Annotated in this window: 22 protein-coding genes and 1 riboswitch; of the genes, 11 read left to right on the top strand and 11 right to left on the bottom strand. The window is 55.6% G+C overall.

Annotated features, from left to right (window positions below; all coding sequences use genetic code 11):
* Nucleotides 1-30: 30 nt before the first annotated feature.
* Nucleotides 31-1,380 carry a lysine-sensitive aspartokinase 3 gene (lysC, locus tag ABLU78_RS11505; protein ID WP_015704032.1) on the bottom strand — a complete coding sequence of 450 codons (1,350 nt, stop codon included), beginning with the start codon at nt 1,378-1,380 and terminating at the stop codon, nt 31-33.
* Nucleotides 1,381-1,563: 183 nt separating this feature from the next.
* A riboswitch (Lysine riboswitch) is annotated at nt 1,564-1,797 on the bottom strand.
* A 340-nt stretch (nt 1,798-2,137) separates the two neighbouring features.
* Between lysC and pgi the strand changes: the two genes are divergently transcribed.
* Nucleotides 2,138-3,787 carry a glucose-6-phosphate isomerase gene (pgi, locus tag ABLU78_RS11500; protein ID WP_048229783.1) on the top strand — a complete coding sequence of 550 codons (1,650 nt, stop codon included), beginning with the start codon at nt 2,138-2,140 and terminating at the stop codon, nt 3,785-3,787.
* Between the two features lie 49 nt (nt 3,788-3,836).
* Here pgi and ABLU78_RS11495 read toward each other — a convergent pair whose 3' ends face one another.
* From ABLU78_RS11495 to ABLU78_RS11475, 5 genes are all read right to left on the bottom strand, one after another.
* The gene (locus ABLU78_RS11495) at nt 3,837-4,316 is read right to left on the bottom strand and encodes an acyltransferase (RefSeq protein ID WP_015368780.1); all 480 of its coding nucleotides are present in this window, start codon (nt 4,314-4,316) and stop codon (nt 3,837-3,839) included.
* Between the two features lie 111 nt (nt 4,317-4,427).
* Nucleotides 4,428-4,808, bottom strand: a complete 381-nt coding sequence (locus ABLU78_RS11490; RefSeq protein ID WP_048229782.1) for a Rid family detoxifying hydrolase — start codon at nt 4,806-4,808, stop codon at nt 4,428-4,430.
* 20 nt (nt 4,809-4,828) lie between these two features.
* Nucleotides 4,829-5,149, bottom strand: coding sequence for an AzlD domain-containing protein (locus ABLU78_RS11485; RefSeq protein WP_015368778.1), 321 nt, complete (start codon nt 5,147-5,149; stop codon nt 4,829-4,831).
* A complete protein-coding gene (locus ABLU78_RS11480; RefSeq protein ID WP_015368777.1) occupies nt 5,142-5,882 on the bottom strand; it encodes an AzlC family ABC transporter permease in 741 nt (246 codons plus the stop codon). The genes ABLU78_RS11485 and ABLU78_RS11480 overlap by 8 nt, the downstream gene beginning before the upstream one ends.
* Nucleotides 5,883-5,965: 83 nt before the next feature.
* Nucleotides 5,966-7,243: an L-serine ammonia-lyase, iron-sulfur-dependent, subunit alpha gene (locus ABLU78_RS11475; RefSeq protein WP_032713438.1), complete on the bottom strand. Its 1,278-nt coding sequence runs from the start codon at nt 7,241-7,243 to the stop codon at nt 5,966-5,968.
* A 364-nt stretch (nt 7,244-7,607) separates the two neighbouring features.
* Between ABLU78_RS11475 and psiE the strand changes: the two genes are divergently transcribed.
* Complete coding sequence (psiE, locus tag ABLU78_RS11470; RefSeq protein ID WP_015368775.1) at nt 7,608-8,018, top strand: phosphate-starvation-inducible protein PsiE; 411 nt, start codon at nt 7,608-7,610, stop codon at nt 8,016-8,018.
* Nucleotides 8,019-8,211: 193 nt separating this feature from the next.
* On the opposite strand, the gene malG is transcribed toward psiE, so the two are convergent.
* The 3 genes from malG to malE form a co-directional block, all read right to left on the bottom strand.
* Nucleotides 8,212-9,102, bottom strand: a complete 891-nt coding sequence (gene malG, locus ABLU78_RS11465) for a maltose ABC transporter permease MalG (protein WP_015368774.1) — start codon at nt 9,100-9,102, stop codon at nt 8,212-8,214.
* A 14-nt stretch (nt 9,103-9,116) separates the two neighbouring features.
* On the bottom strand, nt 9,117-10,661 hold the full coding sequence (gene malF, locus ABLU78_RS11460; protein WP_015368773.1) for a maltose ABC transporter permease MalF: 1,545 nt from the start codon (nt 10,659-10,661) through the stop codon (nt 9,117-9,119).
* 129 nt (nt 10,662-10,790) lie between these two features.
* Nucleotides 10,791-11,981, bottom strand: a complete 1,191-nt coding sequence (malE, locus tag ABLU78_RS11455) for a maltose/maltodextrin ABC transporter substrate-binding protein MalE (RefSeq protein WP_015368772.1) — start codon at nt 11,979-11,981, stop codon at nt 10,791-10,793.
* A gap of 370 nt (nt 11,982-12,351) precedes the next feature.
* Between malE and malK the strand changes: the two genes are divergently transcribed.
* The 5 genes from malK (at nt 12,352) to ubiA (ending at nt 17,473) form a co-directional block, all read left to right on the top strand.
* Nucleotides 12,352-13,461: a maltose/maltodextrin ABC transporter ATP-binding protein MalK gene (gene malK / locus ABLU78_RS11450; RefSeq protein WP_015368770.1), complete on the top strand. Its 1,110-nt coding sequence runs from the start codon at nt 12,352-12,354 to the stop codon at nt 13,459-13,461.
* Nucleotides 13,462-13,560: 99 nt separating this feature from the next.
* Nucleotides 13,561-14,859 (top strand): maltoporin, encoded by a 1,299-nt coding sequence (locus tag ABLU78_RS11445; protein ID WP_015704036.1) that lies wholly within the window; start codon nt 13,561-13,563, stop codon nt 14,857-14,859.
* A gap of 107 nt (nt 14,860-14,966) precedes the next feature.
* On the top strand, nt 14,967-15,905 hold the full coding sequence (gene malM / locus ABLU78_RS11440; RefSeq protein WP_015368768.1) for a maltose operon protein MalM: 939 nt from the start codon (nt 14,967-14,969) through the stop codon (nt 15,903-15,905).
* Nucleotides 15,906-16,093: 188 nt separating this feature from the next.
* Nucleotides 16,094-16,591, top strand: coding sequence for a chorismate lyase (gene ubiC, locus ABLU78_RS11435; protein ID WP_015704038.1), 498 nt, complete (start codon nt 16,094-16,096; stop codon nt 16,589-16,591).
* Nucleotides 16,592-16,603: 12 nt separating this feature from the next.
* Nucleotides 16,604-17,473: a 4-hydroxybenzoate octaprenyltransferase gene (gene ubiA, locus ABLU78_RS11430; RefSeq protein ID WP_015368766.1), complete on the top strand. Its 870-nt coding sequence runs from the start codon at nt 16,604-16,606 to the stop codon at nt 17,471-17,473.
* Between the two features lie 52 nt (nt 17,474-17,525).
* Here the strand turns inward: ubiA and plsB are convergent, their stop codons facing one another.
* Nucleotides 17,526-19,949 carry a glycerol-3-phosphate 1-O-acyltransferase PlsB gene (gene plsB / locus ABLU78_RS11425; RefSeq protein WP_015368765.1) on the bottom strand — a complete coding sequence of 808 codons (2,424 nt, stop codon included), beginning with the start codon at nt 19,947-19,949 and terminating at the stop codon, nt 17,526-17,528.
* 130 nt (nt 19,950-20,079) lie between these two features.
* On the opposite strand from plsB, the gene ABLU78_RS11420 reads away from it, so the two are divergent.
* The 4 genes from ABLU78_RS11420 (at nt 20,080) to ABLU78_RS11405 (ending at nt 22,959) form a co-directional block, all read left to right on the top strand.
* Complete coding sequence (locus tag ABLU78_RS11420; protein ID WP_015368764.1) at nt 20,080-20,448, top strand: diacylglycerol kinase; 369 nt, start codon at nt 20,080-20,082, stop codon at nt 20,446-20,448.
* A gap of 122 nt (nt 20,449-20,570) precedes the next feature.
* On the top strand, nt 20,571-21,179 hold the full coding sequence (lexA, locus tag ABLU78_RS11415) for a transcriptional repressor LexA (RefSeq protein WP_015368763.1): 609 nt from the start codon (nt 20,571-20,573) through the stop codon (nt 21,177-21,179).
* A 70-nt stretch (nt 21,180-21,249) separates the two neighbouring features.
* Complete coding sequence (dinF, locus tag ABLU78_RS11410; RefSeq protein WP_020079875.1) at nt 21,250-22,575, top strand: MATE family efflux transporter DinF; 1,326 nt, start codon at nt 21,250-21,252, stop codon at nt 22,573-22,575.
* Nucleotides 22,576-22,749: 174 nt separating this feature from the next.
* The gene (locus ABLU78_RS11405; RefSeq protein WP_015704042.1) at nt 22,750-22,959 is read left to right on the top strand and encodes a CsbD family protein; all 210 of its coding nucleotides are present in this window, start codon (nt 22,750-22,752) and stop codon (nt 22,957-22,959) included.
* A gap of 80 nt (nt 22,960-23,039) precedes the next feature.
* On the opposite strand, the gene zur is transcribed toward ABLU78_RS11405, so the two are convergent.
* A complete protein-coding gene (gene zur, locus ABLU78_RS11400; RefSeq protein WP_015368760.1) occupies nt 23,040-23,555 on the bottom strand; it encodes a zinc uptake transcriptional repressor Zur in 516 nt (171 codons plus the stop codon).
* Nucleotides 23,556-23,628 lie beyond the last annotated feature (73 nt).

The following is a 23,628-nucleotide window of genomic DNA, read 5'->3' as shown; positions in this document are numbered from 1 at the left end:
GCCTTTTGCTAACGGGCTTTCCCGTCGCGATTATTCAAACAAATTATGATGCAGCTTCTGCACCACTTTCTCCGCATCGTCGCCCGGCACCAGGAAGCACAGGTTGTGGCTGGATGCGCCGTAACAGATCATGCGGATATTGAACGGTTCCAGAACGCCAAACACCTCTTTACCGACGCCGCAGGCTTTCGACAGCTCGTTGCCGATCAGGGCGACCAGCGCCAGATTCTCTTCCACTTCGACGCGGCACAGCGAAGAGAGCTCGGTCAGCAGCGCCTGGGTGAGCAGGGTGTCGCCAGCGGAGGTAGAACCGGTGGTGTCCATGGTCAGCGCAATGCTCACTTCCGAGGTGGTGATCAGATCGACGGAAATATTATGCCGCGCCAGAATACCGAACACTTCAGCAAGGAAGCCGCGGGAGTGCAGCATATGCAGGCTGTGCAGGGTCAGTAGCGTCTGACGACGACGCAGCGCCAGCGCGCGGAACAGCGGTGGATTTTCGGTTTTATGACAGACCAGCGTGCCGCCGGCTTTAGGTTCTTTGCTGGAGCCGACGAATACCGGAATATCGCTGCGTACGGCCGGCAGCAGGGTGGCCGGATGCAATACCTTGGCCCCGAACGTGGCCATCTCCGCGGCTTCAGCGAAAGCGATCACATCGATGCGTTTCGCCGCGGGCGCGACGCGCGGGTCGGTTGTGTAGATCCCTGGGACATCGGTCCAGATATCCACACGGCTGGCGTTTAAGGCCTCGCCGAGCAGCGCAGCGGTATAGTCGCTGCCGCCGCGACCAAGGGTAGTGGTGCGTCCTTTGGCTTCGCTGCCGATAAAGCCCTGGGTAATAACCAGGCCTTCTTGCAGGCGCGGCGCCAGTTGTTGTTGCGTTAGCTCCGCCAGCGCGGCGATATCCGGTTCGGCACGGCCGAAACGATCGTTGGTGCGCATCACTTTACGTACGTCGAACCACTGCGCCGCAATACCGCGTTCGCGCAGGATCTCAACGAACAGTAAGGTGGACATCAGTTCGCCGTGGCTCACCAGTTCATCGGTCAAGGCTTCCGAGCTGGCCAGCGAGGCGGCTTCCGCCAGGGTAGTAATGTTTTCCAGCAGACGTTCAATTTCTTCACGAATAACGTTGGGATAACGTAAACGCTCCAGAATATTGAACTGGATTTGGCGCATTTCATCGAGCTTAGCGAAACGTTCGGTGGGTTCCAGCCCTGCCGCTAAAGCAACTAAGATATTGGTAACGCCAGCCGATGCGGATAACACCACTACGCGGGTATTCGCATCCAGCAGCGCGACGTCGACGCTACGGTTCATCGCGTCGAAATCGGCCACGCTGGTGCCGCCGAACTTAGCAACAACTAAATCTGTCATAACAACCTCGTGTCAGGGGGCCTGACTTATTAAAACGATTCCTGAACAACCGCTCCTGGTTCGGGCTGGAAATAACCGGAGCGCTACAAAATGTCTTAATAAGCCAGGCCAAATTAACTCAGCCATGGCACAAGGGAAGAGCGAAAAGTAGGGTGGGCGCAGAGCGATAAACAAACTACGATGTCACCCAGAAGTGCTCCACCTTGTAGACCCGTTCGCCGATGACGCGCATCGGTTCGCGAGTATGAAACGCCCGACTGCGAACGCTTCTGGTGACAACCCAGGGGATTCAGCCCCTGTGGCCGGCGACAGACTTAACCAGATGCCTGTGCGCCTCGGCGTTGCTCCCCCTCACGTATTTTCCCCGGACTGGTTCCTCCAATACGGTTACCTGGGCAACGCACCTCTTCTGGCAATTACTGACGTCTTTCACTATGCCTGGGGGGAGACTGGTCATTATACCCCCCAGCGATACTCTTCGCTGTAGCGTGAAATGCGCGAGCAATACATACCTACGGTTCCGTAGGCAGTTCAGCTATATAAAGGCTTCCGGGCGGGTATGTCAACGACAGGGTTATGCGGATTTTTCATGCATTGGCGGATAACAGAAAAAAGCCTAATGATCGCTATAATATGGGAGCTCTTTACCCTATTTCTGACCCCCGTCAACGGCATAACACAAAAATCATCACAATTTTCCGCCGCTGAGGCTACAATCGACCGAAGTCACATTTTTCAAATCAGAAGAGTATTGCTAATGAAAAATATCAACCCAACGCAGACCGCTGCATGGCAGGCATTACAGAAACACTTCGATGAAATGAAAGACGTCACTATCAGCGAGCTTTTCGCCAAAGATAGCGATCGTTTCTCTAAATTCTCCGCCACTTTTGACGATCTGATGCTGGTGGACTTCTCCAAGAACCGCATCACTGAAGAGACGCTGTCTAAGCTGCAGGATCTGGCGAAAGAGACCGATCTGGCCGGCGCTATCAAGTCGATGTTCTCCGGTGAAAAAATTAACCGTACCGAAGACCGCGCGGTACTGCACGTCGCACTGCGCAACCGCAGCAATACGCCAATTGTGGTTGACGGCAAAGATGTGATGCCGGAAGTCAACGCTGTACTGGAGAAGATGAAAGCCTTCTCAGAAGCGATTATCTCTGGTAGCTGGAAAGGCTATACCGGCAAACCGATCACCGACGTGGTGAACATCGGTATTGGTGGTTCAGATCTCGGCCCGTTCATGGTGACCGAAGCGCTGCGCCCGTATAAAAACCACCTCAACATGCACTTCGTTTCTAACGTTGACGGCACCCATATCGCCGAAGTGCTGAAAGCGGTGAATCCGGAAACCACGCTGTTCCTGGTGGCTTCTAAAACCTTCACCACTCAGGAAACCATGACCAACGCCCACAGCGCGCGTGACTGGTTCCTGGCGACCGCGGGCGACGAGAAACACGTGGCGAAACACTTCGCGGCGCTCTCCACCAACGGTAAAGCGGTTGGCGAGTTCGGTATCGATACGGCTAACATGTTTGAGTTCTGGGACTGGGTCGGCGGTCGTTACTCCCTGTGGTCCGCCATCGGTCTGTCTATCATTCTGTCCGTCGGCTTCGACAACTTCGTTCAGCTGCTGTCCGGCGCCCACGCCATGGACAAACACTTCTCTACCACGCCGGCTGAGAAAAACCTGCCGGTACTGCTGGCGCTGATTGGTATCTGGTACAACAATTTCTTCGGCGCCGAAACCGAAGCAATTCTGCCGTACGATCAGTACATGCATCGCTTTGCCGCTTACTTCCAGCAGGGCAACATGGAATCCAACGGTAAGTACGTTGACCGTAACGGCAACGTCGTAGATTACCAGACTGGCCCTATCATCTGGGGCGAGCCGGGGACTAACGGTCAGCACGCGTTCTATCAGCTGATCCACCAGGGCACCAAAATGGTACCGTGCGATTTCATCGCCCCGGCTATCACCCATAACCCGCTGTCTGACCACCATCAGAAACTGCTGTCTAACTTCTTCGCTCAGACCGAAGCGCTGGCCTTTGGTAAATCCCGCGAAGTGGTTGAGCAGGAATATCGCGATCACGGTAAAGATCCGGCTCAGCTTGAGCACGTGGTGCCGTTCAAAGTGTTCGAAGGCAACCGTCCGACCAACTCCATCCTGCTGCGTGAAATTACCCCGTTCAGCCTGGGCGCATTGATTGCGCTGTATGAGCACAAAATCTTCACCCAGGGCGCGATCCTCAACATCTTCACCTTCGATCAGTGGGGCGTTGAGCTGGGTAAACAGCTGGCTAACCGTATCCTGCCGGAACTGAAAGATGGCGCGGACGTCAGCAGCCACGACAGCTCTACCAACGGCCTGATTAACCGTTATAAAGCCTGGCGCGCATAAGCGCTGCGCAATTAAACCTTAATGCCGACCCTCGGGTCGGCATTTTTATTTATAGTCGCCGCAGCAGCCTCGCCGGGTTGCCCGCCCAAACGCCTTTCTCGGTGATGGATTTTGTCACCACGCTCCCGGCGCCGATGACCACGCCATCGCAGATACTCACCGCCAGAATGGTGGCGCCGCTGCCGATAGACACGTCATTGCCGATTTCAATGCGCCCCCAACTGTCGCGGTCGGCATTCGGTTTGCCATCGCGGAACATATCGTTAGCGAACATCACGCCGTGGCCGATAAAACAGCGTTGGCCGATGGTGACGTACTCGCAGATAAAACTGTGGGACTGGATTTTGCTGTCCGCACCGATGCGCGTGTGCCCCTGAATCTCGACGAACGGCCCGACAAAAACGTTATCGTCAAGCTGGCAATCATAAAGGTTGGCGGGCTGGTATATGACCACGTTTTCGCCGCAAATGACGTTGCGAACGCCGGTATCGCGAAGCGTAAAAGGGGGAATATTTGGCTCATTCGACATGCTGCATTCCTCGTTCGGATCTCATCGTATAGTGCCTGCAAAATGAGCAAGGAGGAACGGCGAAAAACGGTGGGGAAGGAGGCTGGAGGTTTTCCCCCCCCAGCCAGGAGATTAACGAGCGAAGGCGATGGCTTCGATTTCGACGCCGGCGTCTTTCGGCAGTGTTGCGACCTCCACGCAGGAGCGTGCCGGAAAGGTGGCCTGATGTTCGGTAAAGAAGGCCTCATAGGCGGCGTTGATGGCGGCAAAATCCTTCAGGTCTTTGACAAACACCGTGGTTTTAACAATCTGCCCGACCGTGAGTCCGGCAGCTTCAACGATGGCTTTCACATTTTCCAGCGATTGCCGCGCCTGTTCGGCGATATCGCTGGGCATGGTGCCGTCCAGCGGATTAATCGGCAACTGACCGGAGGTGATGGTCATCGCGCCGAGATTGACGCCCTGCACGTACGGGCCGATAGCGGCAGGCGCGTCAGCGGTGGTAATAATCATACGGGTTATCCTTCAAACGGTTACATAAAGTAATTCAACAACACCAGCGAGCCGACGCCGCTCACCACCACCCACACCAGGCCTAAACGGAAGCTGGCGAGCGTGCAGATAATGGCGGCGATCACCTTCGGATTCTTTAAGTCGAACTCCATGCTGGAATTCACGCTAAGGATCTGAATGGTGATAATGGCCGGCAGGACGGTGACCGGGACGAAGCGCAGCGTTTTCGTCACCCGCTCGGACATCTGGATTTTTCCGGCCAGGCCGATAAACGAAAATCGGATCAGGAAGGTCACGGCGGCCATACCCAAAGTCAGGGCGATAAAGTAGCTATTATTCATGTTCCAGCGCCTCCACGAGCGGCATGTCGGATTCGGCAATCGCTGCCTGTTTACGTTCTTCAGCCAGGTCGACGCACAGCCCGGCGAGCACGCCAAGTACTGAGGCGACGACAATACCCAGGGAGTAGGGCAGGATGACCAACAGCACGCCGGAGACGGCGGCCACCACGGCGGCGACGGTACAGGCCTGGCTTTTTATTTGCGGCACCACGATGGCGATAAAGGCGGCGACCATGGCGAAATCCAGACCATACTTTTCAATATTCGGGAATGAGGCGCCGACCAGCGCGCCGAGGAAATCGGCCAGTACCCAAATCGCCCAGAAGGTGATCATCGCCGAGCCATAAAACAGATACTTATCCTGCTTATTGCCTTCCATCTCTTTGACGGTGGTGGCATACACTTCATCGGTCAGCGCGTAGGACATAAAGCATTTTTTAAAGAATGACGCTTCACGGACGGTACCGGAAATAGAGGCGCTGTACAGTACGTGACGTAGGTTAATTATTAATGTGGTGAATATAATAACCCCGAGCGTGGCGCCGGTTTTAAGCATATTTAATGCCAGCATTTGCGCGGAGCCGGCAATAACAATCGCCGACCACGCCGTACTCTGCCAGACGCTCATGCCGGCGCTGACGCTTAATGCGCCGACAATAAATGAAAATGGAAAGTCGCCGATGCACAGCGGCATAATGGCGCTGGCGCCGCGGAAGATGACTTTTTTATTCATCTGCTATACCTGCTAATTTATAAATAATAGTGTGGGTAGGGTAGGTGAATCAGGGCCTGAATGTTCAGGCCCGTTAAATATTATTATTTAGCGACCATGATGCTGATGATTTCTTTATCGGTGAGGGTCATTGGTTTAATCACCAGGCGACACAGGTTATTAATAGTCTGCTCGACATCGGCGCAGACAATACCGTCATTGGCGCCAGCGCAGCTATTTTGCATTGCCATCAGTACCGCCTTGAAGGCGCTGGATACCACAGATGAGACTTTCATCGCACAGCTATTAGAGGCGCCATCACAAATCATGCCGGTAATATCGCTGACCATATTAATAATCGCGGTGTTAATGGTGTTGATGTCGCGAGTAAATAGCCAGGCCATCCCGGCGGCGGCGCCCATGGCGGCGGTTGAGGCCGCGCATAGCGCAGATAAGCGCGTATAACGAGAATGAATTGAGATGGCGGTGAGATGAGAAAGAGACAAAGCGCGCGCCAGGTTCTCTTCATCGGCGCCGAGATGCTCTGCAACCACCACTACCGGCATGGTTGCTGTAATGCCCTGATTGCCTGAGCCGAAGTTAGACATCGCTACCACCGGCGCGCCGCCCATGCGGGCATCTGAAGCGGCGACGGTGTCGATGATCACCTTGCTTAACAGATCGTTGCTCATCAGGCCGTTTTTCACGGCGTCAGCAAAGGTACCGTTAATGTTCAGGCCATATTTTTTGGTTTTGCCTTCTGCCGCCAGCGCGGAGTTTAAGCGCGCGGCTTCGAGAATAAAGCGAATATCATTAAAGTCGGCGCTATTAATAAATTCGTAAGCCTGCTGTAGCGAAAATGTGGGCAGCGTTTCGTGCCGGGCGCTCGCATTCTGTTTTGCGCTTAATGGCTGTGGCTGACCATTAATATAAAGTTCGACCACGTTGGTATGGGTTCCTTTCACCACGACGCGACAGTTATTCTCGCCAGCAGAGAGGGTTAAATCGAGATGAATAAAGTCCGGAGTCTCTTCGACGGCAATATCAACGGCATTATTGGCGATCAGTTTCTGCGCCATTTCGACGTGTAGCGGGGTGATATCTTCCAGCGTTTTTAATCCCTTTTGCGGATTGCCGCCAAATGCGCCAATTGCGGCGGCCAGCGCTACACCGCAAACGGTGGTGCCGGGAATAGTCACGCCCATCGCGTTTTTATAGAGATTGGCGGAAATAAAACCGCTAATTCTGGTGCAAGGCTGATCCAGATATTGTGCGGCGTAGGCGGCAGTGAAGGAAATAGCGACGGGTTCAGTACAACCTAAAGCCGGGGCAACTTCTTGTTTGAGCCATTTTACGTACAGGGAAGCGTTATCGGTATTCATAATGATTTAATTTCCAAAATTAAATTTTATTCAGCTGCGATAATGCTAAGACAAAGGATGAGAAAAATCTTACCTTAATAGCCATATAAACAATGCGGATTAGAGAAAAATTTTATCTTGTGGCAGGTTTTAAGATATAACTGTTTCAAATAGTAAATGTTTTAAATTTCAGTTGGTTATTTGGTTTTGTCCTAAGCGTAACGGATGATTTAGTTAACTTGCTCACAGCATTGTAGGAAGTAAAACTTTCTCTTAGTTGCATTTACCGCGTTGAAGGACCGATGCTGCTCGCAAAGCGAAGTAGATCTGGATCACACTTTTGCGCTATACAGATCAATAACGTTCATGCATTTGAGGTGTCACTATGCCGTCGGTATATCGTCCGCTGGTTAATTTTGTTGCGAAGGCCATGCAGGCCGTGCTCAACCTGGCGCTATTGTGCCTGGGAATTATTCTGGTGGTGTTCCTGGGAAAGGAGACCCTGCATCTGGCGCACGTGCTGTTTACGCCGGAGCCGGTGAGTAAGTACAAGCTGGTCGAAGGGCTGGTGGTTTATTTTCTCTACTTCGAATTTATCGCGTTGATTGTGAAATACTTTGAGTCCGGTTTTCACTTCCCGCTGCGTTATTTCGTCTATATCGGCATTACGGCGATTGTTCGGCTTATTATCGTCGACCATGAGTCGCCGATGGCGGTGCTGATTTACTCTGCGGCGATCCTTATCCTGGTGATTACCCTGTGGTTGTGTAATTCCAACCGCCTGAAACGGGAATAAAAAAAGCGGCCTCCAGGGCCGCTTGACCGACAATCACAAATGAAATTTATGTAGGGTCCAGTAGAGGATTGCAGTGGCATTTGCCCTACTTTTTCAGGGAGAGGTGGGCTGCCGTACCCGGTTGGGGTCGTGTACCACATCCCACCCTCTCTGAAATTTTGGGCGATAAAACAAGGGTCTAACATGATGAAACTTAACCTTTCACCCCGCCCGCCGTCAGGCCGTTGACCAACCAACGCTGAGCCAGCAGGAAGACGACGGTAATCGGAATCGCCGACAGTACCGCCGCCGCGGCGAAGTCGCCCCACAGGTAGTTCTGCGGATTGAGATACTGCTGCATCCCCACCGCCAGGGTATAGCTGTTCACATCGCGTAGCAGCAACGAGGCCACCGGCACTTCGGTAATCGCGGCGATGAACGACAGAATAAACACGACCGCCAGAATCGGCACCGACAGCGGCAGCAGCACCAGGCGGAAGGCCTGCCACGGAGTGGCGCCATCCAGCGCGGCCGCTTCTTCCAGTGAACCATCGATAGTTTCGAAGTAGCCCTTAATCGTCCAGACGTGCAGCGCGATGCCGCCCATATAGGCGAAGATCACCCCGCCGTGAGTGTTGAGGCCGACGAAAGGCAGATACTGACCGAGGCGGTCGAACAACGCATACAGCGCCACCAGCGACAGTACCGCCGGGAACATCTGGAAAATCAACATCCCTTTGAGCAGCGTCGCTTTACCCGGGAAGCGCATACGGGCGAAAGCGTAAGCGCAGGTGGTGGAGAGGGCGACGATGCCGATCGCAGTAATCCCGGCCACCTTAATTGAGTTCCACAGCCACAGCAGGACCGGGAATGGCGGCGGCGTTACCCGGCCATCGGCGTGTTCGACGCTGAAGCCTAATGCCAGACGCCAGTGCTCCCAGGAGATGGTATCCGGGATCAGGCTGCCGGTCGCGAAGTTGCCTTCGCGCAGCGAGATAGCGATAACCATCAGCAGCGGGAACATAATCGCGGCGATAAAAATCAGCAGCAGGAGATGCGTGGTAAATAAACGTAGCTTCTGCGATTTGGGTTGGACCATAGCCATTATCGTTATCTCCTTTAATCAAACTTCATGCGCGTGGCTTTCAGATTCACAATCGCTAACGCCCCAACCAGCAGGAAGATAAGCGTGGCGATAGCCGCCGCCAGGCCGAAGTCCTGACCGCCGCCGCCTTCAAAGGCGATGCGATAGGTGTAGCTCACCAGCAGGTCGGTATAACCGGCCGGCGTGGTGGTGCCGAGACGGTCCGGGCCACCGTTGGTTAACAGTTGAATCAGCACGAAGTTGTTAAAGTTAAAGGCGAAGCTGGCAATCATCAGCGGCGTGAGCGGCTTGATCAGCAGCGGTAGCGTAATTTTAAAGAAGTTCTGGAACGGCCCCGCGCCATCCATCGCCGACGCCTCGTACAGATCGTCCGGAATCGCCTTCAGCAGTCCCATGCACAGGATCATCATGTACGGGTAGCCCAGCCAGGTGTTGACGATGATGATCATCGTGCGCGCGGTGGTTGGGTCGCTAAACCAGGCCGGTTTAATGCCGAACAGTGCGCTCAGCATCATGTTGATTTCACCAAAGCTCTGGTTAAACAGCCCCTTGAAAATCAGTATTGAGATAAATGACGGCACCGCATACGGCAGAATCAACAGCACGCGGTAAATCGCTTTGCCCTTCAACGCTTCCCACTGCACCAGGCAGGCCAGCACCATTCCCACGGCGACGGTCAAAATCACCGTCAGCACCGAGAACACCACGGTCCAGACGAAAATGGCGAAGAACGGCTTCTGGATCCCTTCATCCTGGAAAACGCGGGTGAAGTTATCCCAGCCGATGGTGACGGTATAACCCGGGCTCAGCTTCTCATTGCCCCAGCTGCCGTCGGCATTGATGGATTGATAAAAGCCGATGTCGGCGTTGGGGCGATATTTCACGCCGCTTTGGTTGTTGGTGAGCGTGCCGTCGTTAGCCAGCGCGTACAGCGGCTGGGTGCCGGAAAACTGGCGCAGTGAACTCATAATCACTTTGCTTTCATCCGGCAGCACGGCGGTCAGTTGGTTCAGCGCGGCGCGGTTCTGGGTGATTACGCGTAAATTCGCGCGTTCGCCTTGCGGCAGGGCATCGGCTTCTTTTAACGCCAGCTTCTGCTCGCCGCCAAATTTAAAGGCCTCAGAGAGATAATTTTTACCGCTTTCACCGTCCGTCAGCGCCAACTGCCACTCATCGCCTGCCGGGTAGAGTGAGAAGTTATAGGCTTTGCCGGCCTGGAAAGAACGATCCATCAGTACCTGTTGGGCGCGTTCGAAGGTGAGCTGGTTGGTGCTGCTGTAGTTGGTGAAGGCGATGGCAATGGTGCAGATCAGCGGGAACAGAACAAACAGCCCCATCCCGGCGAGACCCGGATAAACGTAACGCCAGGCATAGGCCTTGCGATTGGAAAAGATATACAGGCCAACTGAGCTTAAAATCAGCGTCATGATGGCGAACAGGTACTCCCCCTGGGCGTACATTAAAACAACAAGGTAACCCACCAGCAGGCACAGCAAACCAATCACAGACCATGTGAGTTGCGGGCTTTGCCACCAGTGTTTCTTTTTAACGGCATCCATGGGGATCATCCTCTACAACGTTAAATATCTGTCGACAAGAGTGCCTGATGGCGCTGTGCTTATCCGGCCTACAAAGCGTGTAGGCCGGATAAGGCATTTATGCCGCCATCCGGCACGTGTGCGACGGTATTACTTGGTGATACGGCCCTGTGCATCCTTCAGCGCGGCATCGACGGTCTGACGGCCGCTTGCGGCGTTGATAACCGCGGTACGGACGGCATACCAGAACGCCGACATCTGCGGGATGTTCGGCATGATTTCGCCTTTCTGGGCGTTAGCCATGGTGGCGGCGATACGCGGGTCTTTCTCCAGCTTCTCCTGGAAGGATTTCAGCGCCACGGCGCCCAGCGGTTTATCGTTATTCACCGCTTCCAGGCCCGGATCGGTCATCAGGTAGTTTTCGAGGAACTCTTTCGCCAGTTCTTTATTCGGACTGGCGGCGTTAATCCCGGCGCTCAGTACGCCAACGAACGGTTTAGACGGTTTGCCTTTGAAGGTCGGCAGCAGAGTGACGCCGTAGTTAACCTTGCTCTTGTCGATGTTAGACCACGCCCACGGACCGTTGATGGTCATCGCGGTTTCGCCTTTGTTGAACGCCGCTTCCGCGATGGAGTAGTCGGTGTCGGCGTTCATGTGTTTATTTTTGATGAGGTCGACCAGGAAGGTCAGACCGGCTTTTGCCCCGGCGCTATCGACGCCGACGTTTTTCACGTCGTATTTGCCGTTTTCAAACTTAAACGCGTATCCACCATCGGCGGCGATCAGCGGCCAGGTGAAGTACGGTTCTTGTAGGTTGAACATCAGCGCGCTCTTGCCTTTCGCCTTCAGCGCTTTATCCAGCGCCGGGATCTCTTCCCAGGTTTTCGGCGGGTTCGGGACCAGGTCTTTGTTATAAATCAGCGACAAGGCTTCCACCGCCACCGGGTAAGCGATCAGTTTGCCGTTGTAGCGTACGGCATCCCAGGTGAACGGATAGAGTTTGTCCTGGAACGCTTTATCCGGGGTGATTTCCGCCAGCAGACCGGACTGCGCATAGCCGCCAAAGCGGTCATGCGCCCAGAAGATGATATCCGGGCCGTCGCCGGTCGCTGCAACCTGCGGGAACTTCTCTTCCAGCTTATCCGGATGTTCTACGGAAACTTTAATGCCGGTATCTTTCTCGAACTTTTTACCCACTTCAGCGAGGCCGTTATAGCCTTTATCGCCGTTAATCCAGATAACCAGCTTACCTTCTTCAATTTTTGCGAGGGCAGAGGCGGAAAACATCATCGTCGTCAATGCAGACAGCGCGAGGATGCGAGCGCCAGTTTTGATTTTCATATACCCGTCCTATTTGGTGATGTGCTCGTGGATACACTTGAGTGGTTTAACGCTGATGAGTTTCCTTTTTTAACAACCTCTTTCCATCCTCCCTATGTCTACGCCCCGCCCGCCGTTTATGTGATCCGTATTGCAGAAATGCCGGTAATGGGCCCTGGAGCACATAAAAAAGTCACCGTTTTTGTCGCTTCGATCACGAAATGACGTTGTGCCGGGAACTTCCGGCGGCGAGAGGCGGTTTCTCATCCTCCCGTCTCCTCCCCCATCAAAAACCCGGGGGGTGGAGGATTTGCCAACGTAATGAATGCCGCATAGTCAGCCCATCTTGAATGTGTCTTTAAGTGACAGGTTGTAACGAAGGGAGAAGGGCATGGCGAGCGTACAGCTACGAAATGTAACGAAAGCCTGGGGCGACGTGGTGGTATCTAAAGATATCAATCTCGAGATCCAGGATGGGGAGTTCGTCGTGTTTGTAGGACCGTCGGGCTGCGGCAAATCCACCCTGCTGCGTATGATCGCCGGACTGGAAACGGTCACCAGCGGCGATCTGTTTATTGGCGATACCCGAATGAACGACGTGCCGCCCGCCGAGCGCGGCATCGGCATGGTATTCCAGTCATATGCGCTCTATCCCCACCTTTCCGTTGCCGAAAATATGTCTTTTGGCCTGAAGCTGGCCGGGGCGAAAAAAGAGGTGATTAACCAGCGCGTGACCCAGGTCGCTGAGGTCTTACAGCTGGCGCACCTGCTGGAGCGTAAGCCGAAAGCGCTCTCCGGCGGCCAGCGTCAGCGCGTGGCCATCGGCCGTACCCTGGTCGCCGAGCCGCGGGTTTTCCTGCTTGATGAACCCCTGTCCAACCTCGATGCCGCGCTGCGCGTGCAGATGCGTATCGAAATCTCCCGTCTGCATAAGCGCCTCGGTCGCACGATGATTTACGTCACCCACGATCAGGTGGAAGCCATGACCCTGGCCGACAAAATCGTCGTGCTGGACGCCGGCCGCGTCGCGCAGGTCGGAAAACCGCTGGAACTCTATCACTACCCGGCAGACCGCTTTGTCGCGGGCTTTATCGGTTCGCCGAAGATGAACTTCCTGCCGGTCAAAGTCACCGCGACCGCCATTGAACAGGTACAGGTCGAACTACCGAACCGCCAGCAGGTCTGGCTGCCGGTAGACAGCGCCCACGTTCAGGTCGGCGCCAATATGTCTTTGGGTATCCGCCCGGAACACCTGCTGCCGAGCGACATCGCCGATGTCACCCTTGAGGGCGAAGTGCAGGTGGTCGAACAGCTTGGTCACGAAACGCAAATTCATATCCAGATCCCCGCCATCCGTCAGAACCTGGTGTACCGCCAGAATGACGTGGTGTTGGTAGAAGAGGGAGCCACATTCGCCATCGGTTTGCCGCCGGAGCGCTGCCATTTATTCCGTGAGGATGGCACCGCTTGTCGTCGGTTGCATAAAGAGCCAGGCGTATAAGGTTCCCCATTAAAAGAAGACGCGAACCCAGCGCGCAGCCAACCATGCGGCGGCCGACGGGGAAGTGTTCAAAGAAAAGCAATGATCTCAGGAGATAGAATGATGATTACTCTGCGCAAACTTCCACTGGCGGTAGCCGTTGCGGCGGGCGTGATGTCTGCCCAGGCGCTGGCTGTCGATTTCCACGGCTACGCGCGTTCCGGTATTGGCTGGACCGGCAGCGGCGGCGAACAGCAGTGCTTCCAGGCCACTGGCGCTCAAAGTAAATACCGTCTCGGTAACGAATGTGAAACTTACGCTGAACTGAAACTGGGCCAGGAAGTGTGGAAAGAGGGCGATAAGAGCTTCTACTTCGATACCAACGTTGCCTACTCGGTATCGCAGCAGAACGACTGGGAATCTACCAGCCCGGCCTTCCGTGAAGTTAACGTGCAGGGTAAAAACCTGATCGACTGGCTGCCGGGTTCAACCCTGTGGGCCGGTAAGCGCTTCTATCAGCGTCATGACGTTCACATGATCGACTTCTACTACTGGGATATATCCGGTCCTGGCGCCGGTATCGAAAACATCGATCTGGGCTTCGGTAAACTCTCTCTGGCCGCCACTCGTTCTTCTGAATCCGGCGGCTCGGCAACCTATGCTGACCGCGATCCGCTGACTGGCGAACGCGTTTATGATCATCTGGTACCGAACGACGTCTTCGATGTGCGTTTAGCGCAGATGGAAACCAACCCAGGCGGTACGCTGGAGCTGGGCGTGGACTATGGTCACACCAACGTGCCGGATGACTACTACCTGCAGCCGGATGCATCAAAAGATGGCTGGATGTTCACCGCTGAACATACCCAGAGCATCCTGAAAGGCTACAACAAATTTGTTCTGCAGTACGCGACCGACGCCATGACCTCCAACGGCAAAGGCGTACCGCAGGGCGGCAGCATTAATAACGATGGTTCCATGTGGCGTGTGCTTGACCACGGCGCGGTCTCTCTGGCGGACGATTGGGACATGATGTACGTCGCCATGTACCAGGACGTCAACCTGGACAACAACAACGGTACCAAATGGTGGACCGTCGGCGTACGTCCTATGTACAAATGGACGCCGATCATGAGCACCCTGCTGGAAGTCGGCTACGACAACGTCAAATCGCAGAAAACCGGCGACAGCAACAACCAGTACAAAATCACCCTGGCGCAACAGTGGCAGGCGGGCGACAGCATCTGGTCCCGTCCGGCAATTCGTCTGTTCGCCACCTACGCGAAGTGGGATGAGAAGTGGGGTTACACCGATAGCGGCGTCGCCATGCGCGATACCTCTGGTACCGGTATCAACACTTCCAGCCGCGGCGACGACGATGAGTGGACCTTCGGCGCCCAGATGGAAATCTGGTGGTAATGCTATCCGCATCATGATGAGTAAAAGAGGGGCATCAGCCCCTCTGTTTTCGGCCCAGCGCGCTATTGCCTGGCTAACGCTCGGCCATAGGAATTGAGGTGATAACAATGAATATGAAGAAAAGTCTCGTTGCCCTCTGCCTGTCCGCCGGCCTGCTGGCCAGCGTACCCGCAGTCAGTTTTGCTGATGTCAATTTCGTGCCGCAGAATACCTCTGCCGCGCCGTCAATCCCGGCTTCCTCGCTGCAGCAGTTGACCTGGACGCCGGTCGATCAATCGAAAACCCAAACCTCTAAAGTGGCGATCGCCGGTCAAACGCTGAATGTCCCCGGTATCGCCGGGCCGGTGGTGGCCTATAGCGTACCGGCCAATATCGGCGAGTTAACCCTGACGCTGACCAGTGAAGTCGACAAACAGACTAGCGTCTACGCGCCAAATGTCCTGATCCTCGATCAGAGCATGACGCCGTCCGCCTTCTTCCCGAGCAGCTATTTCACTTATCTGGAGCCGGGCGTGATGAGCGCCGACCGCCTGGAAGGGGTAATGCGCCTGACGCCGGCGCTGGGACAGCAGAAAATTTATGTGCTGGTGTTTACCACTCCGCAGGATCTGCAGCAGACCACCAAATTAATCGACCCGGCGAAAGCCTACGCGAAAGGCACCGGTAACGCGGTGCCGGACATTCCGGATCCGATCGCCAAACATACCACTGACGGCACCTTGAGCCTGAAGGTGAAAACGTCTTCGAGTTCCAGCGTGCTGGTGGGCCCGCTGTTCGGCTCCTCCGGCCCGGGCCCGGTGACCGTCGGCAATACCGCGGCGCCGGTCTATAACGCCCCGGCCGCTGCGCCGGTAGCCGCGCCAGCCCCAGCAGCCAAAAGCGAACCGATGCTTGACGATACCGAAACCTACTTCAACAACGGTATTAAGCAGGCGGTGAAGCAAGGTGATATCGACAAAGCCCTGAAATTGATGAACGAAGCTGAACGCCTCGGCTCGAAATCTGCTCGTTCCACCTTTATCAGCAGTGTAAAAGGCAAGGGGTGACCGTCTCCCCACAATGCTGATGTTTAGGCACAGCCTTTAGGTGCGTCCGCCTGGACGCACTTTTTTTTCTCGCGCAGCGGCAACTGTTGCATGCCTGTTGCGCGGATGATCGTATATTGACGTTTGCCCGCCCTCAAAACGCTATTCTGCGATACAATGCCTGCACGTTTTGTACCGGAGAATCAGGCATGCCACATCCTGCGCTTACGCAACTGCGTGCGCTGCGCTATTTTGCCGCCATACCCGAGCTGGACGCGCCGCTGCGCGACTGGCTGTTGCTGGAAGACTCAATGACCAAACGCTTTGAGCAACAAGGGAAAAAGGTCACCGTGACCATGATTAACGAAGGTTTCGTCGGGCGCGACGCGCTGGCGGGCGAAGAAGCCCTGCTGCCGGAAGAGGCGCGGTATTGGCTGCGGGAGATCATTCTTTGCGCCGATGGCGAACCCTGGCTTGCCGGTCGTACTCTCGTGCCGGAATCGACGCTATGCGGCCCGGAATTAGCCCTGCAGCAGTTGGGGCAGACGCCGCTGGGTCGGTATCTGTTTACGTCGTCGACGTTAACCCGTGATTTTATTGAGATTGGCCGTAGTGCACAGCTGTGGGGGCGACGTTCCCGTCTCCGGCTGAGCGGCAAACCGCTGCTGCTGACAGAGCTTTTTCTGCCTGCATCGCCATTGTATTAAGAGGAAGAGAAAATGGAGTGGAGTCTGACGCAGAATAAGCTGTTGGCGTTTCACCGCCTGATGCGTACTGACAAACCAATCGGCGCGCTATTGCTGCTGTGGCCGACGCTGTGGGCGTTATGGGTGGCTTCACCCGGGGTACCGCCGCTGTGGATTCTGGCGGTATTTGTCGCTGGCGTCTGGTTGATGCGCGCCGCCGGCTGCGTCGTGAATGACTATGCCGACCGTAAATTTGATGGTCACGTTAAGCGTACGGCTCGCCGGCCGTTACCAAGCGGCGAGGTCACGGAAAAAGAAGCGCGCATATTATTCGCGGTGCTGGTGGGGCTCTCCTTCCTGTTGGTGCTGACGCTCAATACCATGACCATCCTGCTGTCGGTCGCGGCGCTGGCGCTGGCCTGGGTCTACCCCTTTATGAAGCGCTACACCCATCTGCCGCAGGTGGTGCTGGGCGCGGCCTTTGGTTGGTCGATCCCGATGGCGTTCTCGGCGGTAAGTGAAGCGCTGCCGCTCAGCTGCTGGCTGATGTTCCTCGCCAATATTCTGTGGGCGGTAGCCTACGACACCCAGTACGCGATGGTCGATCGCGACGATGATGTCAAAATCGGCATTAAGTCGACGGCGATTCTGTTCGGCGAAAACGATCGTTTGATTATCGGTATTCTGCAGGTTGCCGTGCTGGTATTGATGGGGGCTGTAGGCTGGCTGAATGGGCTGAACTGGGCGTTTTACTGGTCGCTGTTTATCGCGGCAGGACTGTTTGTCTGGCAGCAGAAACTTATCTTCAAGCGCGAACGCGATAACTGCTTCAAAGCGTTTATGAATAATAACTACGTTGGGCTGGTGCTGTTTCTCGGTCTGGCGATGAGTTACCTGCAGTAAATCCTTCTGTTCCCCGACTCGCGCCGCGAGCCGGGGAACAGAAGCCGCAACGTTATGCGTCGTCCTGAGCGGCGCTTTCAATCGTCAAACGTACATCCGACGTAATCAAATCCGCCAGCATCTGGTAGACCTTCAGGGTCTCTGCCGGCTCGGCATCGCCAGTATCGCTGATGTAGCCTTCGTCACGCAGGGTCAGCACGAGGGTACTGAACACCGCCTTATCGAAGAACTCCGGCGCATTGATACCATGCAGTACCGACAGACGCTGCGCCATGGTGCGGCTTTCTTTCTCCAGCGTACTGCGGTTGATGGACGGGTTGGCGCTCAGCAGCCAGAAGGTAATCGCGTAGCGCTGTAACGTCTCACGCGCGCCGGCGGCCAGCAGCTGCAGGGAACGAGAGTGAGCCGGATTGACGCTCATCTCATCGCCATTCAGCACCACCAGCCCCTGACGCTGCATCTCTGCCATCAGCGCATCGATAACGCCCGCCAGTTCTTCTTTTTCCCAGCGCAGGAACAGTTCGGCTTTCAGGAACGGATAGAACATCTCGACATGACGCAGCACTTCGCTACGGGAGATGCGGCGATGCTGGGTCACGATAGCGGCCAGCAGCGATGGCATCACCAGCATATGGGCGATGTTGTTGCGATAGTAGGTCATCAGCACCGCCTGCTCGCGCGGCAGGATGATGATATCGCCGATGGTGTCTTTCTCGACTTCGAACTTGTTCATCTGCAGCGCGTGGTCGATAAGCTCGCTGGCGGAAGCCGTCGGCGCGGTCGAATCGGTGGAGTACGGCACGTTACGCAGCAGGTCGAGGTAGCAATCCAACTGTTGGGTTAGTTGCTCACGGGTCAAAGAACGCTGACGTGACGCCAGAAGCGCCGTACAGCACAGGTTCATGGCGTTAGCTGCCCCGGCATTGTTGATGCGCACCATCAGGTCGGCGGCGATATTATTCACCGTCGGCGTCAGCCAGGAAGGGCGGACGGCTTCGATAGGATCGATGGCTTCGCGCCATTCCGGCACGTGCTGATTGAGATAGGTCATCAGCGGCAGCGGTTCACCGAAGTTAACGTAGCCCTGGCCAAGATTACGCAGCTTACTGAGGCCGCGCATCATCTGCGGCAGGCTCTCTTTTTCTTTTGTCGCGCCGCGCAGCTCTTTGGCGTAGGTACCCACTTCCATCACGTGCTCGTAGCCGATATAAATCGGCACCAGCGTGATGGGGCGGCTACCGCCGCGCAGCATCGCCTGGATAGTCATCGACAGGGTGCCGGTTTTCGGATCCAGCAGACGGCCGGTACGGGAACGCCCGCCTTCGACAAAGTATTCCACCGAATAACCACGGCTGAACAGCTCGCCAAGATATTCGCGGAATACCGTGGAGTAGAGCTTGTTGCCCTTAAAAGTACGACGAATAAAGAAAGCGCCCAGGCGGCGGAAAATCGGCCCAGCCGGCCAGAAGTTGAGGTTTATGCCGGCAGCGATATGCGGCGGCACCAGACCCTGATGATAGAGCACATAGGAGAGCAGCAGGTAGTCCATGTGACTACGGTGACAAGGCACATAGACAATCTCATGGCCGTCATGCGCCAGCTGGCGTACGCGCTCGGCATTGTGCACGTTAATCCCCTGGTACAGACGGTTCCAGGTAAAGCCCAGAATACGGTCAGTCAGGCGGATCATTTCATAAGAGAAGTTAGCGGCAATCTCTTCCATCAGCGCAATGGCGTTCTGCTGGGCCTTCTCGTGAGATATCTTCTTGCTGCGCGCTTCATCTTCTACCGCGCGGGCGATAGCTTTCGACGCCAGCAGCTTGTTGAAGAGATCCTGGCGGGCAGGGAGGCGCGGGCCGACGGCGGCCAGACGTTGACGGGCGAAGTGCATACGCGCCACGCGGGCCAGCTTCTGAGCGATGATTTTATCGGTCCCGTGCTCATCCGCCATGCGGCGCAGAGAGACCGACGGCGAGAAACGCACGAAGCTATCGCGGCCAAGCCAGGAGACGGCGAAGAATTTCTGAATACCGTTAAGCATCCGCAGCGGCGGATTCTCTTCGCCTTTTTCACGACCCGGCGCGCGGCCGAACATGACCGACACCGGTACCATTTGCACGTCGAGGTCGGGATGGTTACGGTGCAGATCCAGGTAGTCGTGGAACAGCTTGATGGACTCTTCTTTCGGCGTGTAGTAAGTAAACACGCGCGGGCCGCCGTGGATGAAAACGTAGCGCGGCAGCAGTGTGCCGTCGATTTCCAGCGGTTCAAAAGGGTCGGGTAAATCATGCGCCAGGCACTGGGCGCGCAGGGTCAGCAGGTCCGCCTTGGAGTTATAAGGCAAGACGTACATTATCGGACGCGAGGTATCGAGCCCTAATTCCTGAGCAGGTTCTGCCGGAATAGACTTGCTTTTTACCAGCACCCGTAATGGTAAATTCAGTAATTTATAGTAAATTCGTTGCCAGCCGGACATAAACGATGTGAAGCCTCTGGTTAATCATGCAAATGCGCGGCAAGAATAACAGAAAGCGTACAAAATTTCCGTTGTCGCACGGCAAACACGTACACTCGTCGACGTCATTTACATTAAAAGGTTCTTTTTGATGGCCAATAATACCACTGGGTTAACCAGAATCATTAAAGCAGCAGGTTATTCCTGGAAAGGTTTCCGTGCGGCATGGGTTAATGAAGCCGCTTTCCGTCAGGAAGGGGTCGCCGCTATTGTGGCCGTGGCGATAGCTTGCTGGCTGGATGTCGATGTCATTACGCGAGTCCTGCTTATTGGCTCGGTCCTGTTAGTGATGATAGTCGAAATACTTAACAGCGCGATTGAAGCGGTGGTTGATCGTATCGGGCCTGAACACCATGAACTTTCCGGGCGCGCCAAGGATATGGGGTCGGCAGCGGTGCTGCTGGCGATAATCATCGCGCTGATCACCTGGGCCATGCTGCTGTGGTCGCATTACCGCTAAGTCTTGTCGGCAACGCTCGCAAAACGGAAAGAATCTCCTGATTTTTATATGATATGTGGTTCCAAAATCACCATTAGCTGTATATACTCACAGCATAACTGTATATACACCCAGGGGGCGGAATGAAAGCGTTAACGACCAGGCAGCAAGAGGTGTTTGATCTCATCCGGGATCACATCAGCCAAACGGGCATGCCGCCGACGCGTGCGGAAATTGCTCAGCGCTTGGGGTTCCGTTCCCCAAACGCGGCGGAAGAACACCTCAAAGCGCTGGCGCGTAAAGGCGCGATTGAAATCGTCTCCGGCGCTTCCCGCGGCATTCGTCTGCTGACGGAAGAAGAACATGGCCTGCCGCTGATTGGCCGCGTTGCCGCCGGCGAGCCGCTGCTGGCGCAGCAGCATATTGAAGGTCACTACCAGGTTGATCCGGCGATGTTTAAACCGAATGCCGACTTCCTGCTGCGCGTAAGCGGGATGTCGATGAAAGACATCGGTATCCTCGACGGCGATCTGCTGGCGGTGCATAAAACTCAGGACGTGCGTAACGGGCAGGTGGTTGTCGCGCGTATCGATGAAGAAGTGACTGTTAAGCGTCTGAAAAAGCAGGGCAACGTCGTTGAACTGCTGCCGGAAAACAATGAGTTTTCCCCGATCGTCGTCGATCTGCGCCAGCAGAGCTTCACCATTGAAGGTTTGGCCGTCGGCGTGATCCGTAACGGTGAGTGGCTGTAACTCCCGTCTTAACGCAGCGTCATCATGATACATGACGCTGCGATGTTCCTCCTCTGTCTGGTCCCTCTTCATGCTGCTCAACGCCGCCGATAAAGCACTGTGGCGCCTCGCGCTACCAATGATTTTCTCCAATATCACCGTTCCGCTGTTAGGGCTGGTCGATACCGCCGTTGTCGGTCATCTCGATAGCCCCGTCTATCTTGGCGGCGTCGCCGTCGGCGCGACGGCGACCAGTTTCCTCTTTATGCTGCTGCTGTTCCTGCGAATGAGCACCACTGGCTTAACCGCTCAGGCCTATGGCGCCAAAGATCCGCAGCGCCTGGCGCGCGCGCTGGTGCAACCGCTGATCCTGGCGCTGGCCGCCGGGCTGCTCATCGTTCTGTTCCGCATGCCGCTTATTGACCTCGCGCTGCATATCGTCGGCGGGAGCGAGGCGGTACTGGAACAGGCCAGGCGGTTCCTGGAAATCCGCTGGCTCAGCGCCCCGGCGTCGTTGGCCAACCTGGTGCTGTTAGGGTGGCTGCTTGGCGTGCAGTACGCTCGCGCCCCGGTCATCCTGCTGGTGGTCGGCAACGTGCTGAATATCGTGCTCGATCTGTGGCTGGTGATGGGGCTGCATATGAACGTGCAGGGGGCGGCGCTGGCGACGGCGCTGTCGGAATACGCCACCTTTATCATCGGCCTGCTGATGGCGAAACGGGTGCTGGCGCTGCGTGGCGTGACGTTTGCCATGTTGAAGGAGGCGTGGCGCGGCAATATGCGGCGCCTGCTGGCGCTTAACCGCGACATCATGCTGCGCTCGCTGCTGCTGCAGCTCTGCTTTGGCGCCATCACCGTCTTCGGCGCCCGTCTTGGCAGCGACGTGGTGGCGGTCAATGCGGTACTGATGACCATGCTGACCTTTACCGCATACGCGCTGGACGGTTTTGCCTATGCCGTCGAAGCTCATTCCGGGCAAGCCTACGGCGCGCGTGACGGTAGCCAACTGCTGGAAGTCTGGCGCGCGGCCTGTCGGCAGTCGGGAATGGTAGCGCTGGCGTTTGCGTTAATCTACAGCGTGGCCGGTGAGCATATCATCGCGCTATTGACCTCTATCCCATCATTGCAGCAGCTGGCCGACCGCTATCTGTTCTGGCAGATGATCCTACCGGTGATTGGCGTTTGGTGTTATCTGCTGGATGGCATGTTTATCGGCGCGACGCGCGGCGCGGAGATGCGTAATAGCATGGCGGTAGCCGCTGCGGGGTTTGCGGTGACGTTGCTCTCTGTGCCCATGCTCGGCAATCACGGCCTGTGGCTGGCGCTGGCCGTGTTCCTGGCTTTGCGTGGGCTTTCGCTGGCGCTCATCTGGCGCCGCCACTGGCAGCGTGGCACCTGGTTTAACTCACCCTCCTGAATGTAAAAAGCCCGGCTCAGCGTAGCGCGAGCCGGGAAAATCCCCCAGCGTTTTCAATCGACCTGATGGTTAAAAATTCCGAATAACGAATCGGTACCAGCATTGTCATCTATAGTTATTACCATGTCCGGAACAAAACGGGCTGTTAACCCACCGAATGATGAGGACGTAATGATGAATAAAGACGAAATCAGCGGTAACTGGAAACAGTTGAAAGGTAAAGCCAAGGAACAGTGGGGTAAGCTGACCGATGACGATATGACGGTCATCGAAGGGAAGCGCGACCAGTTGGTCGGTAAAATTCAGGAACGCTACGGCTATGCCAAAGATCAGGCCGAAAAAGAGGTGTCTGACTGGGAGCGTAAGAACGATACGCGCTGGTAGCGAACGCGGTTTTGACCCCCTGTTTATGCCTGTCTAACGGCATAGTGATATGCCGTAGCTTCCCGCTGATGTCGCCCGACTCAGCGGGCTTTCTTTTTAATCTGGATGGTATGATCGTGATGGCAGTGTTCGCGAGTACTGCAGGCTTCGACTTCCACGCAGGCCGCGCACAGGCCATGCGCTTCAATCACATTATGCCGTAGAGCGAAGCCCATTCTGGCCGCCAGCGTATGCATAATATCCTCTACGCCTTCCGCACACTCTTCTTTGACCACGCCGCAGCGATCGCAGATAAACATCGCCGAACTGTGGGTTGGCTGATCGAAAAGGTGGCACAGCACATAGCTGTTGGTCGATTCCACTTTGTGCACAAAACCTTGCTCCAGCAGAAACTCCAGCGCGCGATAGACCGTCGGCGGCTTCGCCTGCGGCTCTTTTTCACGCAGCAGATCCAGCAGATCGTAGGCGCTAATCGCCCCTTGCTGCAGGCTCATCAGACGCAACACTTCCAGACGCTGCGGGGTCAGGCGTACGCCACGTTGCACGCAAAGCTTTTCAGCCTGCGCTAACATTTCTTGCGAAGTGGTGTTATCCATGAGCATCCTCTGGTTGCGTGATGTTGAAACTGTTACTTTATCACGAACCAGGTAAAACGCCGAGAACCTGCAA

It is taken from the genome of Klebsiella sp. JN_Kp122, assembly GCF_040062085.1.
In the GTDB taxonomy this organism is placed as follows: Bacteria; Pseudomonadota; Gammaproteobacteria; order Enterobacterales; family Enterobacteriaceae; genus Klebsiella; species Klebsiella aerogenes.
The sequence above is the reverse complement of the archived record's forward strand: the minus strand, read 5'-3'. Positions and strand labels throughout refer to the sequence as shown.

What these genes read in the sequence shown, in the direction of transcription:
- lysC (WP_015704032.1), bottom strand. Translation starts at nt 1,380, where the DNA reads ATGACAGATTTAGTTGTTGCTAAGTTCGGCGGCACCAGCGTGGCCGAT.
- pgi (WP_048229783.1), top strand. Translation starts at nt 2,138, where the DNA reads ATGAAAAATATCAACCCAACGCAGACCGCTGCATGGCAGGCATTACAG.
- ABLU78_RS11495 (WP_015368780.1), bottom strand. Translation starts at nt 4,316, where the DNA reads ATGTCGAATGAGCCAAATATTCCCCCTTTTACGCTTCGCGATACCGGC.
- ABLU78_RS11490 (WP_048229782.1), bottom strand. Translation starts at nt 4,808, where the DNA reads ATGATTATTACCACCGCTGACGCGCCTGCCGCTATCGGCCCGTACGTG.
- ABLU78_RS11485 (WP_015368778.1), bottom strand. Translation starts at nt 5,149, where the DNA reads ATGAATAATAGCTACTTTATCGCCCTGACTTTGGGTATGGCCGCCGTG.
- ABLU78_RS11480 (WP_015368777.1), bottom strand. Translation starts at nt 5,882, where the DNA reads ATGAATAAAAAAGTCATCTTCCGCGGCGCCAGCGCCATTATGCCGCTG.
- ABLU78_RS11475 (WP_032713438.1), bottom strand. Translation starts at nt 7,243, where the DNA reads ATGAATACCGATAACGCTTCCCTGTACGTAAAATGGCTCAAACAAGAA.
- psiE (WP_015368775.1), top strand. Translation starts at nt 7,608, where the DNA reads ATGCCGTCGGTATATCGTCCGCTGGTTAATTTTGTTGCGAAGGCCATG.
- malG (WP_015368774.1), bottom strand. Translation starts at nt 9,102, where the DNA reads ATGGCTATGGTCCAACCCAAATCGCAGAAGCTACGTTTATTTACCACG.
- malF (WP_015368773.1), bottom strand. Translation starts at nt 10,661, where the DNA reads ATGGATGCCGTTAAAAAGAAACACTGGTGGCAAAGCCCGCAACTCACA.
- malE (WP_015368772.1), bottom strand. Translation starts at nt 11,981, where the DNA reads ATGAAAATCAAAACTGGCGCTCGCATCCTCGCGCTGTCTGCATTGACG.
- malK (WP_015368770.1), top strand. Translation starts at nt 12,352, where the DNA reads ATGGCGAGCGTACAGCTACGAAATGTAACGAAAGCCTGGGGCGACGTG.
- ABLU78_RS11445 (WP_015704036.1), top strand. Translation starts at nt 13,561, where the DNA reads ATGATGATTACTCTGCGCAAACTTCCACTGGCGGTAGCCGTTGCGGCG.
- malM (WP_015368768.1), top strand. Translation starts at nt 14,967, where the DNA reads ATGAATATGAAGAAAAGTCTCGTTGCCCTCTGCCTGTCCGCCGGCCTG.
- ubiC (WP_015704038.1), top strand. Translation starts at nt 16,094, where the DNA reads ATGCCACATCCTGCGCTTACGCAACTGCGTGCGCTGCGCTATTTTGCC.
- ubiA (WP_015368766.1), top strand. Translation starts at nt 16,604, where the DNA reads ATGGAGTGGAGTCTGACGCAGAATAAGCTGTTGGCGTTTCACCGCCTG.
- plsB (WP_015368765.1), bottom strand. Translation starts at nt 19,949, where the DNA reads ATGTCCGGCTGGCAACGAATTTACTATAAATTACTGAATTTACCATTA.
- ABLU78_RS11420 (WP_015368764.1), top strand. Translation starts at nt 20,080, where the DNA reads ATGGCCAATAATACCACTGGGTTAACCAGAATCATTAAAGCAGCAGGT.
- lexA (WP_015368763.1), top strand. Translation starts at nt 20,571, where the DNA reads ATGAAAGCGTTAACGACCAGGCAGCAAGAGGTGTTTGATCTCATCCGG.
- dinF (WP_020079875.1), top strand. Translation starts at nt 21,250, where the DNA reads ATGCTGCTCAACGCCGCCGATAAAGCACTGTGGCGCCTCGCGCTACCA.
- ABLU78_RS11405 (WP_015704042.1), top strand. Translation starts at nt 22,750, where the DNA reads ATGAATAAAGACGAAATCAGCGGTAACTGGAAACAGTTGAAAGGTAAA.
- zur (WP_015368760.1), bottom strand. Translation starts at nt 23,555, where the DNA reads ATGGATAACACCACTTCGCAAGAAATGTTAGCGCAGGCTGAAAAGCTT.